General features: G+C 56.1%; 9 protein-coding genes, 1 tRNA gene and 2 pseudogenes. 4 read left to right on the forward strand and 8 right to left on the reverse strand.

All coding sequences use genetic code 11. The annotated features are described in order from the left end of the window. Together ACEQWH_RS15385 and ACEQWH_RS15390 are read left to right on the forward strand one after the other, a co-directional pair. Window positions 1–316: pseudogene (locus ACEQWH_RS15385) on the forward strand (MBL fold metallo-hydrolase); the annotation flags it as partial. Window positions 317–396: 80 nt separating this feature from the next. Further along, window positions 397–471 (forward strand) — tRNA-Asn (locus tag ACEQWH_RS15390). 64 nt (window positions 472–535) lie between these two features. Here the strand turns inward: ACEQWH_RS15390 and ACEQWH_RS15395 are convergent. Next, entirely contained in the window at window positions 536–2,083 is a 1,548-nt protein-coding gene (locus ACEQWH_RS15395) for a helicase HerA-like domain-containing protein (RefSeq protein ID WP_370232323.1), read from the reverse strand. A 392-nt stretch (window positions 2,084–2,475) separates the two neighbouring features. On the opposite strand from ACEQWH_RS15395, the gene ACEQWH_RS15400 reads away from it, so the two are divergent. Further along, complete coding sequence (locus ACEQWH_RS15400; RefSeq protein ID WP_370232325.1) at window positions 2,476–3,030, forward strand: invasion associated locus B family protein; 555 nt, start codon at window positions 2,476–2,478, stop codon at window positions 3,028–3,030. A 2-nt stretch (window positions 3,031–3,032) separates the two neighbouring features. Here ACEQWH_RS15400 and ACEQWH_RS15405 read toward each other — a convergent pair whose 3' ends face one another. From ACEQWH_RS15405 to ACEQWH_RS15420, 4 genes are read right to left on the reverse strand one after another with little or no spacing between them, the layout of a single operon-like run. Further along, on the reverse strand, window positions 3,033–4,241 hold the full coding sequence (locus tag ACEQWH_RS15405; protein ID WP_370232327.1) for a beta-ketoacyl synthase: 1,209 nt from the start codon (window positions 4,239–4,241) through the stop codon (window positions 3,033–3,035). Between the two features lie 31 nt (window positions 4,242–4,272). Continuing rightward, window positions 4,273–4,530 carry an acyl carrier protein gene (locus tag ACEQWH_RS15410; protein WP_370232329.1) on the reverse strand — a complete coding sequence of 86 codons (258 nt, stop codon included), beginning with the start codon at window positions 4,528–4,530 and terminating at the stop codon, window positions 4,273–4,275. A 31-nt stretch (window positions 4,531–4,561) separates the two neighbouring features. After that, the gene (gene lpxD / locus ACEQWH_RS15415) at window positions 4,562–5,656 is read right to left on the reverse strand and encodes a UDP-3-O-(3-hydroxymyristoyl)glucosamine N-acyltransferase (protein ID WP_370232331.1); all 1,095 of its coding nucleotides are present in this window, start codon (window positions 5,654–5,656) and stop codon (window positions 4,562–4,564) included. Between the two features lie 27 nt (window positions 5,657–5,683). After that, the gene (locus tag ACEQWH_RS15420) at window positions 5,684–7,291 is read right to left on the reverse strand and encodes a murein L,D-transpeptidase (RefSeq protein ID WP_370232333.1); all 1,608 of its coding nucleotides are present in this window, start codon (window positions 7,289–7,291) and stop codon (window positions 5,684–5,686) included. Window positions 7,292–7,625: 334 nt separating this feature from the next. On the opposite strand from ACEQWH_RS15420, the gene ACEQWH_RS15425 reads away from it, so the two are divergent. Further along, window positions 7,626–8,195, forward strand: coding sequence for a YcbK family protein (locus tag ACEQWH_RS15425; RefSeq protein ID WP_370232339.1), 570 nt, complete (start codon window positions 7,626–7,628; stop codon window positions 8,193–8,195). 52 nt (window positions 8,196–8,247) lie between these two features. Here the strand turns inward: ACEQWH_RS15425 and ACEQWH_RS15430 are convergent. The 3 genes and pseudogenes from ACEQWH_RS15430 to ACEQWH_RS15440 all read right to left on the reverse strand — a co-directional run. Beyond that, a pseudogene (locus ACEQWH_RS15430) lies at window positions 8,248–9,078 on the reverse strand (3-keto-5-aminohexanoate cleavage protein). Window positions 9,079–9,157: 79 nt separating this feature from the next. Further along, window positions 9,158–10,147: a GlxA family transcriptional regulator gene (locus tag ACEQWH_RS15435; protein ID WP_370232335.1), complete on the reverse strand. Its 990-nt coding sequence runs from the start codon at window positions 10,145–10,147 to the stop codon at window positions 9,158–9,160. Window positions 10,148–10,162: 15 nt separating this feature from the next. After that, a partial coding sequence (locus tag ACEQWH_RS15440) for an FAD-dependent oxidoreductase (protein WP_370232337.1) occupies window positions 10,163–12,225 on the reverse strand: 2,063 nt, incomplete at its 5' end.

Raw genomic sequence — 12,225 nt, forward strand, 5'->3', positions numbered from 1 at the left:
CTCTTGCGAAATACTGGCCAACCGCACATGGCGCAGATTTCACGCAGGCCACGGAGCCCCAATCGAGGATCCCAACGCGCGTCTGAGCTGGCTGATAAACCACCGCAGATCCCGCGAATCCGAGATCCTAAAGACACTGGCAGAGGGCGCTGACACTGCTGACGGTCTGGCCCGCAAGATCTATCGCGATGTGAATCCGGCGCTCTTGCCAGCGGCGGCGCGAAATGTCTTTGCGCACCTTGTCGATCTGACCGGCAGAGGCCTTGTGAAACCTACACAAGACGTTGAATTTACATCACCTTTCGAAGTTGTTTAAAAAATCTAAGGGAAAAACGAAAAAAATGTAACACCCCCTCTGGACGCCGGAAAATCTTATAGCTATACGGTCCCACATGTTCCGGCGTAGCTCAGCGGTAGAGCAGTTGACTGTTAATCAATTGGTCGTAGGTTCGATCCCTACCGCCGGAGCCAAACTCTCCTACTTAGTGTGAGACTTTGGTATTTGTTAGAAAGAACAGATGCAAAGGGTGCGGTATTAGCGCCCCTTAAACAAGCCCCCCAACAATCCTCGCACGATCCGGCGACCTGTGGTGCCGGTCAGTTCCTTCACAACCATGCGCTTCATTTCATAGCCGATGTCGATATCCTTGCGGCTGCGCATCCGGCGCGAGGATGAGCGGCCGACACGCCCGCCAGAATAACGCCGGGCGGTCGAGAACTCGCGCTCTGCAACCGACATATCTTCTTCGCGGGCTTCTTCCGCCTCTGCTTCGGCCGCCGCAGCCTCTGCGCGGGCGCGCAATATCTCATAGGCTGATTTCCGGTCCAAAGTGGTGCCGTATTTTGACGCCAGATCAGAGGCTTGGATCAACGATGCGCGCAGCGTCTTGTCCAGCGGCCCAAGTTGCGTTGAAGGCGGCCGGATCAACGTACGTTCAACAATCCCCGGCACGCCCTTTTTCATCAGCATAGACGTCACCGCCTCGCCAACGCCCACTTCCTTGATGGCGTCTTCGGTCGAGAATCTTGGGTTGTCGCGATACGTTTCCGCCGCCATTCGCAGGTTTTTGCGATCCCGCGCTGTAAAGGCACGCAACGCATGTTGGACCCGATTGCCAAGCTGTCCCAGAATATCCTCGGGCACGTCAGCAGGATTTTGCGTAATAAAATAAACGCCGACCCCTTTGGAGCGGATCAGCCTTGCGACCTGCTCGACCTTGTCCACCAGCGCTTTGGGGGCGTCTTCGAACAGCAGATGCGCTTCGTCAAAAAAGAAAACCAGTTTCGGTTTGTCGGGATCACCGACCTCTGGCAATTCTTCAAATAGCTCTGATAGCAGCCACAACAAAAACGTTGCATAAAGCCGCGGCGAGGCCATCAGCTTGTCAGCCGCCAGAATGTTGATCTGTCCCCTGCCCTCAGCATCGGTCCGCATAATGTCTGACAGCTCGAGCGCGGGTTCGCCAAAGAATTGGGTCGCGCCCTGATTTTCTAAAACCATCAATCTGCGCTGGATCGCGCCGATGGATTGCACGGAAATATTCCCGTACCGCAGCGCCAGATCCGAGCGGTTCTCGCCCACCCAAACCAACAGTGCCTGCAAATCTTTCAGGTCCAGCAGCGGCAGCCCTTCTTCGTCGGCCAGTCGGAACGCGATGTTCAAAATACCTTCCTGCGCCTCAGACAATTCCAGCAGACGGCTCACCAAAAGCGGACCCATCTCTGCGACGGTTGTGCGCACCGGATGGCCCTGCGTGCCAAACAGATCCCAAAAGGTCACGGGGCATGCGTGGTAGCGATAATCCTCAAATCCGATTGTGCCTGCGCGCGATGTAAACGCGTCGTGCAGCTTGAAACTTTCTGTGCCCGAAGCCGCAAGCCCAGACAAGTCGCCCTTTACGTCGGACAGAAACACAGGCACGCCCGCGTTCGAGAACCCTTCGGCCAGGATTTGCAGCGTTACGGTTTTCCCCGTCCCCGTCGCTCCGGCGATCAGGCCGTGTCGGTTGGCGTATTTCAGTGTCAGAAATTGCTTTTCGCCATAGCCTTCGCCACCGCCGCCAATAAAAATACCGTTCTCCACCTGAACCCCTCAATCCCGTTAGGACATACTCAAAGACTAATCTTATAAAATCGCAAAAAACATCATCATCCCAGAGGGAATTTTTGTGCAGTTGCAGCAAATTAGATCATTTTCAGTTTCGCCAATAAACACCCTTCACTTTTTCAATCGTGCCTGTTGACGTGCACGATAATACAACGTAGCGTCCTGCACATAAATAAGTCGGCCAGTCCGACGGGGAGTGTACGAATTGAAGGGGGCCTGCCGGCCCCCTTCTTCTTTTTGCACATTGTTTCAGCAGGTTAACCATTAGCAAAAAGCTGCTTGGGATTGTTTACCCAGTGGAATTGAACACTGACAGCCCCGTTAACACGTGCTATGCCGAATGGGATTGAACATCTTAGGATAATACAGTGAAAAAGCTATTCTCCTTTATGGCGAGCGCCCTTGTTGTCGCGTCAACTTCTGCGTTCGCACAGGAAACCAACAGTGACGAGGGGCTGAGTCTTGGTACTCCGGCTGCTCCAAAAGTCACGCAAGAAGTCATAGGTGACTGGACGCTGAACTGCCGCTCAAATGGCGAGCGTGAGATCTGCGAAATGTTCCAGCTTTTGACGCAAACCGACGGTGCACCTGCGGTGGCCGTCACCCTGTTCCCTGTCGTGGGTCAGGGTCAGGCAGTGGCCGGTGCGAACATGATCGCGCCACTGGAAACCCTGCTGACCGCACAGCTGTCGATTGCCGTGGATGAAAACCTGCCACGCGTCTATCCCTTTGCCTTCTGTAACGCCAACGGGTGCCTGTCACGCGTAGGTCTGACACAAGAAGACTTGGCCAGCTATAAGGCGGGCGGCGTTGCGACCATCTCGATTGTGCCTGCGGCGCAGCCTGATCGACTGGTTCAAGTTCAGATGTCGCTGAAAGGCTTTACCAAAGCCTTCGACACAGCTGCGGCGAAACTGCAGTAAACCTAGACTGAACGCAGGGCCAAAACTGCGTTCAGACCGCCAAAGGCAAAGGCATTTGACAAAGCAACGTCAACCTTTGCCTCACGCGCCTCATTTGGCACCACATCCAACGCACATTCCGGGTCTGGTTCTTCGTAGTTGATGGTGGGCGCAATCACGCCGTCCTTCAACGCCAGAATACAGGCCAAAAGCTCGACCGCGCCGGTGCCGCCAATCAGGTGACCGTGCATGGATTTCGTCGAACTGATCATCAGGTTGTTGGCGTGCTGGCCAAACACATCCGCAACTGCGGCGCATTCGGTTTTGTCGTTGGCCGCCGTACCCGTTCCATGTGCATTTATATAGCCAACACAGTCCGGCGAGATCTTGGCATCGGCCAGCGCGCCGGAAATGGCGCGGGCGGCACCACGTTTGGACGGCATCACGATATCGCTGGCGTCAGAGGTCATCGCAAACCCAGCGACCTCGGCCAAAATTTCAGCGCCGCGCGCTTTGGCGTGTTCATATTCCTCAAACACAAAGATGCCCGCACCCTCGCCCTGCACCATGCCATTGCGATTGGCCGAAAACGGACGGCAGGCGTCTTTGGACATCACCCTCAGACCTTCCCAGGCCTTCACGCCGCCAAAACACAGCATCGACTCCGACCCGCCCGTGATCATCACAGGGGCCGAGCCACCATGGACCATCTGAAACGCAGTGCTCATCGCATGATTCGAGCTGGCACAGGCGGAAGCGACAGTGAAGCTTGGCCCTTTGAGGTTGAATTCCATGCTGACGTGGCTTGCGGCTGCATTGTTCATCAGCTTGGGCACAACAAACGGATGCACGCGGTTTTTTCCGTCCTCATAGACGGTGCGATAGTTGTCATCCAGCGTGGTCATCCCCCCGCCGGAATTCCCCAGAACGACACCGGAACGGGCCGACAGTTCATCAGAGAACTCCAGCCCCGATTGGGCAATCGCCTCGCGTGCCGCAATCAGGGTGAACTGCGTGAAACGGTCAAACAGGGACATCTGCTGACGATTAAACAGACCCTCGGGGTCAAATCCTTTGACCTGCGCGCCAATCTTGACCGCCAACCGATCTACGTCGCGCATCTCCAGTGGTCCAATGCCACAACGGCCTTCGCGCATCGCCTCCAATGTTTGTGGAACATTGTGGCCAAGGGCGTTGATCGTCCCTGCCCCGGTAATTACGACGCGTTTCATTTTGGGTCTTTCAGATCAAGTGTGCTCAGACTTACGCCTGCTCAGATACCAGTTTTTCGATGCCAGCCACGATAGAGGCCACATTCGAGATATCAAAGTCGCTTTCGCTGGGTTCATTTGCATTGAAAGGAACCGAGATGTCGAAAGCTTCTTCGATTGCGAAGATACTCTCAACCAATCCCAAGCTGTCGATGCCCAGGTCTTCTAATGTACTGTCCAGTGTGACGTCCGAAACCTCTAGAACCGCTTGTTCCGCGATGATTTCGATTACCTTGTCCTTGACGCTCATGCCAAATCCTTTCCCAGACTTGCGGAGTGATTTAGTCATTGTCCGCTGATTTTGAAACAGCTTTCTTCAAATTCGCGACGTCAGCGAAAAGCCGTGGCAGACGACGCAACCCTTTATAGGCTTCGACCTGACTCTCCATTTTCATCGCTGGATAGCCCAACATAAACCGTCCCTTCGGTACATTCGCCAAGACCATGGTTCCTGCACCTGTGATCACCGCGTCGCCAATGGTCAGATTATCTCCGACCCCTGTCTGACCACCTAGGACCACATTGTTTCCGATTTGTGACGACCCGGCAATTCCGACCATACCGCACAGCAGGCAATCCTCGCCGACGACCACGTTATGTCCAACCTGAACAAGGTTATCCAACTTGGTGCCCCGCCCAATCACCGTGTCGCGGATGGTGCCGCGATCAATGGTCGTGTTCGCGCCGACTTCGACGTCATCGCCAATCGTGACGCTGCCAATGGAATGAATACGAGCCCAGCTTTGACGCGCGCTGATGCTGGATTGGCCCAACTCGGCACGGGCGTCTTCAACCTGATTTTTCTCTGGTGTCACAAAGGAAAACCCGTCGCCACCGATCCGCGCACCGGGTTGGCAGATAAAATTCGCACCGATCTTAACGCGCGCGCCAAGTGTCACATGATCGCGCAAAAAAGCATTCGCGCCGAGATTCACATCGATCCCGATATAGCACTGCGGACCAATTACCGATCCGTCCCCGATGACAGCGCCAGCCTCGATCACAGTGAGTGGGCCAACAGAGACATCCGCGCCCAGACGGGCCTCAGGGCTGACAACAGCGCTGGGATGAATGCCCTTGTGGAACCCATGGCCAAGATCATAGAGCTCGGTCACAGTCGCCATCGCATATCGGCCACGGTCAGGCAGAATGGCGGCCTGAAGGCCAAAAGACTGCCAATCCGCGTCAGGCCACAACATGGCTACCTGCGCAGACCCTTTGGACAGGTTCTCCGCAAATGCCGGCTTCATCACCAAAGCAAGATCCCCAGACGTCGCGTCCTGAGGCTCGGCCACGCCAGAGACGCTCAGATCCACGGCCCCAACCGCTTTAGCCCCGATGGCTTTTGCGATGTCTTTGACGCTGTAACTTGTCATGCGGCCCCCAGATCTTTGGGGGCAGGTTTAGCCGCGAACCGCAGGCAAAGCCACCCCTTCGTTCGCCAGAGCGCGCCAGATCTTGGCATCACGGCCATAGATGTCACGACGGTACTGCATCGGACCTTTCGCCTCGGTAAAGGCGGTGCGGTACATGATGTGAACTGGGATCTGCTTTACCAAATCGATCTGTGTTTCACGACCTGTGTCCAGCGTGCTGTGGAACAGCCCCTTCGGATCAGCGCTTTGCTTGGCCAGAATGGTATAGGCAAACTCAAACGGCTTGTGCAGGCGGATACAGCCGTGGCTATAGGCGCGAACTTCGCGTGAAAACAGGCTCTTAGCAGGCGTGTCATGCAGATAGATATTGTGACGGTTCGGGAACATGAACTTCACAAGACCCAGCGCATTCGTGTTGCTTGGCGCCTGTTTGATATCGAACGGGAAGGTCTTAGCGGAATACTGTGAAAAGTTCACAGCACCACGATTAACGACCTGGCCGCGCGCATCATAAAGTGTCAGATGGCTCACCGCGTTGGGGTTCGCCTTCAGCATCGGCAGATATTCTTTCGTCGCAATCGAGCGCGGCACATTCCACGTCGGATTGATGACAAGATGTTCCATCGTGTCCGAGAACTCTGGGCTGCGGCGGTCGGTGTCGCGATGGCCCACAACTGTGCGGCTCTCAAAAGTTACTTTGCCGTCGTCGATGATCTTTGCCGAGAAGTCGGTCAGATTCACCATAACGTGGCGGTCGCCCTTGGGCATATTGGTCCAGCGTTCGCGTTCCATCGAGACCATGATGGATTTCAGGCGTTCTTGTGCCGGAATATTCAGCTCTGCAATCGTGGACTGCCCTGCGACACCATCGGCCGTCAGGCCATGGGCGGCTTGGAAGTTCTGAACTGCAGTCTGCAAATCCGCGTCAAATTTCGTCGAGACACGGCGCGACAGATAGCCCATGCGGATCAGACGATCGCGCAGTTGGACCACAGCACCGCCTGCGTCACCTGGCTCGAGCTTCTTCGCGCGGATCGGTGCGCCCCATCCGCCGCGTGCGATCTGACGTTCCAGCAACAGCTTTTCTTTACGCAGACGCGTATATTCCGGCGTGTTGGGCGCGAGCGTCTTGATGAATTTCTCAGGATCGCTTTGCTCAAAATTGGCCAGATAAGCCTCGCGATCACGGTATGGAACCTTGCGCACCAGGCCGTCATCGATCCGAGATGGAATCAAAATGCCGGTTTGAACGTCACGCGCGTAGTCCAAAAATGTCTCAGAGATCTTAACTTCGACCAAACCAAGGTCACGTTTGGTGCGTGCGCTGCGAATATCGGCTTTCAGGCCAGCAATGTCGTAATGCGCCGGAACCAGACCATGTTCGCCTGCACGTTCCAACGCATCAAACAACGCGCTGCGGCGTTCACGAAACTCGCGGCCCTTGCCTGTCCAAAGCGGCTGGAAGTCGACGCTTCGGTAATAGGCTGCGATGTCTTTATCCGCCGAGGCTGCTTCGGCGACAGCTTGCATAAACGCTGTAACTTGTGTGTCGCTTTTTGCGGAAACACCAGATGTGGACAAAGCCCAGATCAAAGCCACCGACAGAGTTTGAGAAAGAATTCGAATGAAAGACATAGCTACCCGCCCCGAAACATATACATGTATGTGATGATTTTGTGAGGCCGATGCGCGGAATTGTCCATTCACATTTAGATCATCTTGACAATATCTGGGGGATTGCACCTCAAAGCGCGCAATGTGTGGCAGGAAAGTAGCAACTGTTAACCGGGCAGAAACAATGCCCGAAATTTGCGCGAATTTTCGCCAAAGCCCCGTGATCACACTGTTTTTCGAAAATGAAACCTTGGTAAACGAATCAAGTTGTGTCATAACTTTGGCGCATCTGGGGATAATTTTAATGATTGCGCGGCGGCGCATCGAAATGAAAGCGACGGGACAGGCGCAAGATATGTTGACCGAAGGCTCTCAGGGCATAACACGGCGCGGGCTTCTGCGTGCATTCGCTGCGACGACGATCGCAGCAGCACCTACTTTCACAAATGCTTCAGGCTTCCTACGGGGCGCGGGCGATATTCGCCGCCTCAAGATGTACTCTGGCCGCACAGGTGAAAGCATCGATACGATCTATTGGATCGAAGGCAAATACATCAAAGACGCAGTGGACGAGATCAACAAATTCATGCGTGACTGGCGCACGAATGGCGTGATCAAGATCGACACGCGCACCGTCGACATCATGGCCGCTTCGCTGCGCCTGACCGACACCAACGAACCCTTCATGTTGCTCTCTGGCTATCGCAGCCCGCAGACCAACGCGATGCTGCGTCGCAATTCACGTGGTGTTGCCAAGAACTCGCTGCACATGAAAGGCCAGGCCGCTGACCTGCGTCTGGCAGATCGCTCTGTCAGCCAACTCGCGCGCGCCGCGGCCTCCTGTCGTGCTGGCGGTGTGGGTCGCTATTCCGGCTCGAACTTTGTGCATGTTGATTGCGGCCCGCTACGGACGTGGGGCCGGTAAACCAGCCCCCCCATACAGTCCCGTCTTGAAACGCTCCTTTCCGGAGCGTTTTTTATTGCGCGCTTAAACCAAGGATCTCGCGCGCTTGCTGCCATGTTGCAACCGGTCTCTCATATTGCTCGCACAGGCCAGCAGTGCGCTGCACCAGCGCCGCGTTTGATGGGGCGAGCGTGGTTTTGTCCCATCGGATATTATCTTCTAAACCCGTCCGCGCATGTCCCCCAGCGGCGATGCTCCATTCGTTCACCACATGCTGTCCGCGCCCAACACCCGCCGCACACCATTCCGAGGTCGGGCTGAGCCGCTTGAGTGTTTTGACATAGAAATCAAAGACCTCGCGATCAACAGGCATGGCATTTTGCACACCCATCACGAATTGCACATAAGGCACGCGCGGCAGTCGGCCGTCTTCGTGCATAGCGACGGTCTGGAAAATATGGCTAAGGTCAAAGGCCTCTATCTCGGGAACCACCCCGAACTTTGTCATTTCCGATGCCAACCAATCCACCAAGTCAGGGCTGTTCTCATAGACGCGCGTCGGGAAGTTATTCGAGCCAACGGTCAATTACGCCATGTCTGGCGACAGGGGCAACATCCCCCCGCGCTCGCGCCCGGAGCCAGACCTGCCTTCGGTTGAGAACTGGATGATCATACCCGGACAATGCTTGCGCAGACCTTCCTGCAAGAGCGCGAATTTCTCGGGATCAGAAGAGGTGGTCTCATCCGCGTTGCGCACATGGCAATGGGCAATGGACGCGCCAGCCTCAAATGATTCATGCGTGCTTTCGATCTGTTCTTGCACAGAAATTGGCACCGCAGGGTTGTCGGCCTTGGTCGGAACGGATCCGGTGATGGCGACGCAAATAATGCAGGGTTTGGTCATCAGTCTTCCTTTGGCCACACCCTAGCTTCTGGTCGGCAAAAGTAAATGCGCGCAAACAGCGAAAAAGTATACATCGCGCCTAGGTGACCGTTCCCCTTTCATGCTGTGGTGAGACGCCAAATTTGCGACGATAGTGGCGCGCGAAATGGCTGGCGGACGTGAACCCGCAGGCGACGGCCACATCAATCACCCGCAGATGCGTTTGCAACAACAAAAGGCGCGCGCGTTGCAGCCGCAGCTCTGTCATATAGGTCTTGGGGCTCGAGCCGACGTATCGCTTAAACAGCCTCTCAAGCTGGCGTGTGGACAGTCCGACCTCTTCGGCGATGACCGTGGGCGTTACTGGCTCTTCCAGATTGTCCTGCATGATCTGAATGGCATAGCCAAGCTTTTCGCTGCGTTTACCAAGTCGGCACAAATCGCTTCGGGTTTGCCTGTCTGCCCCTGATCTGACCGTCGCATGCAACAAAAGATCCGCGACTTGCGAGGCAATATCCGTGCCGCATTTACGGCGCACCATCGCCGAGAACAGATCCAACGTGGACGCCCCGCCGCCACAGGTTGCAACAGTGTTGTCCTCATAGACCGAGCACACCGCATCCATGTGTGGAAACATCTCGGCCAGGGCGGGCTGCAGTTTCCAATGGGTGCTCATCGGACCAGACATCGAGAAGCCTGCATGCGCAAGGGCCGCAGCGCCTCCGCCAAGGCCGCACAGCTGCGCCCCAAAGCGAGAGGTGCGATGCAGCCATGACTTCAGCTCAAACAAAATGGGGGGCCGCTCGCCAAGCGGTGCGCAGATCACCACACAGTCGTCGCGTTGCGTTTTGGGCAGCGCGCCGTCGACCGCAACCTGCAGGCCCGAGGACGAGGTCACAGGCGCGCCGGTTTCGCTGACGATGGTCCATTCAAAGCTGATCGACCCGGCCGCGGCATTCGCCGCCGCCAATGTGTCGATCCCTGCCCCAAGATCCAAAGCCGAGAACCCAGGCAGCACGAGAAACACAAACCTTTCGACCGCCACCAACCTGGCGATGCCCGGATCGATCTTGAGAGCAGGTTGCCCCATTTTCGTTAACCTACCTTAAGCGCGCATATTGCCGCCATTAGCGTCATAGGCCGGCGCGCCCAACACCTCAGCGTCATAGAACTCGCCCAGAATTTCGACCTGAAGCTTGCTGCCAGGCTCTGCATGGGCCGCATCGACATAGCCCATCGCCATGGACGTCCCGACGCGATGGCCATAGCCGCCCGAGCTGACATAGCCGACAGCCTCGCCATCCTTCAGGATCGCCTCGTCGTTGGACACATCGATGCCTTCGACATCAATGGTCATCGTAACGAGTTTCTGTTTCACGCCCTCCTCAAGGATCGCAAGCGTCGCGTCTTTGCCAACGAAATCCTTCTTCCAGTTGATAAAGGCGTCCATGCCGCTTTCCACCGCGTTGAAATCCGGGCGGAACTCAAGCGTCCAGACACCCCAGCCTTTCTCAAGACGCATCGACATCAACGCGCGTGCGCCATACCAGCGATAGCCAAGATCCGCGCCGACCTCTTCGATCGCTTCGGCAAGGCGCAGCAGGTATTGCGGCCGGCAATAGATCTCATAGCCCAGTTCACCGGAGAAGCTGATCCGGTTCAGGATCACCGGAACACCTCCAACAAAGGTCTGGCGCAGATCACGGAACTTGAACGCCTCGGCGCTGACGTCTTCGCGGGTCAGTCGCGCCAAGAGATCACGCGATTTAGGGCCAGACAAGGCGATCCCGTGCCAGTCGTCAGACACATTCTCATAGGTCACGTCATCGGGCAGATCCTTTTCAAACCAGCGACGATGGGCTTCCTGCATTGCGCCAGATCCAAACAGCATAAAGTGATCGTCCGCCAGACAGGCCACGGTCAAGTCACCATAGAGCTTACCATTCGGCGTCAGCATCGGTGTCAGCGTCAAACGCCCCGGTTTGGGCACATAGCCCGCCAGAGTGCGGTTCAAATAGTCCCGCGCCCCGACGCCTTTGAACTCATGCTTGGCAAAGTTCGCAATTTCGATCCCACCCACGGCGGTTTGCACAGCCTCAACCTCGCGTTTGACATAGTCAAACGAGCGGTTGCGCTCAAACGTCGGAACCTCGTGTGCGTCTGCGGCATCGTCGGCAAACCACTGCGCGTTCTCAAGACCAAAGCCCTGATCCATCAATGCACCCTTCGCCACCAGCCGATCATAAAGCGCGGTGGTTTTCTGCATACGGCCCTTGGGCAGGGTTTCGTTCGGGAAGGTCATCACAAAACGGCGTTCATAGTTTTCCGACGATTTAACAGTGCCCCAATCCGGGGTCGCAAATTCGCCAAATCGCGCAACGTCCATGGCCCAGACATCAATGGACGGCTCGCCATCAATCATCCATTCGGCCATCGTCAGACCAACACCGCCGCCCTGACAGAACCCCGCCATAACACCGACAGCGACCCAATAGTTTTTCATGCCGGGAACCGGACCAATCATCGGGTTACCATCCGGGCCAAAGGTAAACGGCCCGTTGATCATATCCTTAATGCCCGCTTCCGCGATTGCCGGGATCCGCTCAAACGACATCTCTAGGCGATCCGCAATCCGATCCAGATCCGGCTGAAGCAGCTCGTGCCCAAAGTCCCAAGGGGTGCCCTGAACCTTCCAAGGGGTCGACTTTGGTTCGTAGGTGCCAAGCAACATGCCCTGACGTTCCTGCCGGAAGTAAATATTGGCTTCATAATCGATCCCCGCAGGCAGACGCCCGGCTTCGCCCATGCTGTCCATACGCTCTGCAATGGACGGGATTTTTTCGGTGATCAGATAATGGTGCTCCATCGGCTGCACAGGCAGGTGAACGCCAGACATATGCCCGACTTCGCGCGCCCAAAGGCCGCCGCAGTTCACGATATGCTCGGCGTTGATGCTGCCTTTCGGTGTTGTCAGATCCCAAGAGCCATCGGGACGCTGCGACATGCCCGTGACGCCACAATGTGTAAAATACTTGGCCCCATGCACCCGCGCTGATTTCGCAAAGGCATATGTTGCGCCAGAGGGATCCAGATCACCGTCCTGATCGTCCCAAAGCGCTGCGTAATAGTGTTTCGGGTCGATCAACGGATGGCGCTCTGCCAAGTCCT

Origin of the sequence: Cognatishimia sp. (assembly GCF_964229375.1) — a bacterium.
Classification (GTDB): domain Bacteria; phylum Pseudomonadota; class Alphaproteobacteria; order Rhodobacterales; family Rhodobacteraceae; genus Cognatishimia.

What these genes read in the sequence shown, in the direction of transcription:
- ACEQWH_RS15425 (WP_370232339.1), top strand. Translation starts at nt 7,626, where the DNA reads ATGTTGACCGAAGGCTCTCAGGGCATAACACGGCGCGGGCTTCTGCGT.
- ACEQWH_RS15405 (WP_370232327.1), bottom strand. Translation starts at nt 4,241, where the DNA reads ATGAAACGCGTCGTAATTACCGGGGCAGGGACGATCAACGCCCTTGGC.
- ACEQWH_RS15420 (WP_370232333.1), bottom strand. Translation starts at nt 7,291, where the DNA reads ATGTCTTTCATTCGAATTCTTTCTCAAACTCTGTCGGTGGCTTTGATC.
- lpxD (WP_370232331.1), bottom strand. Translation starts at nt 5,656, where the DNA reads ATGACAAGTTACAGCGTCAAAGACATCGCAAAAGCCATCGGGGCTAAA.
- ACEQWH_RS15410 (WP_370232329.1), bottom strand. Translation starts at nt 4,530, where the DNA reads ATGAGCGTCAAGGACAAGGTAATCGAAATCATCGCGGAACAAGCGGTT.
- ACEQWH_RS15435 (WP_370232335.1), bottom strand. Translation starts at nt 10,147, where the DNA reads ATGGGGCAACCTGCTCTCAAGATCGATCCGGGCATCGCCAGGTTGGTG.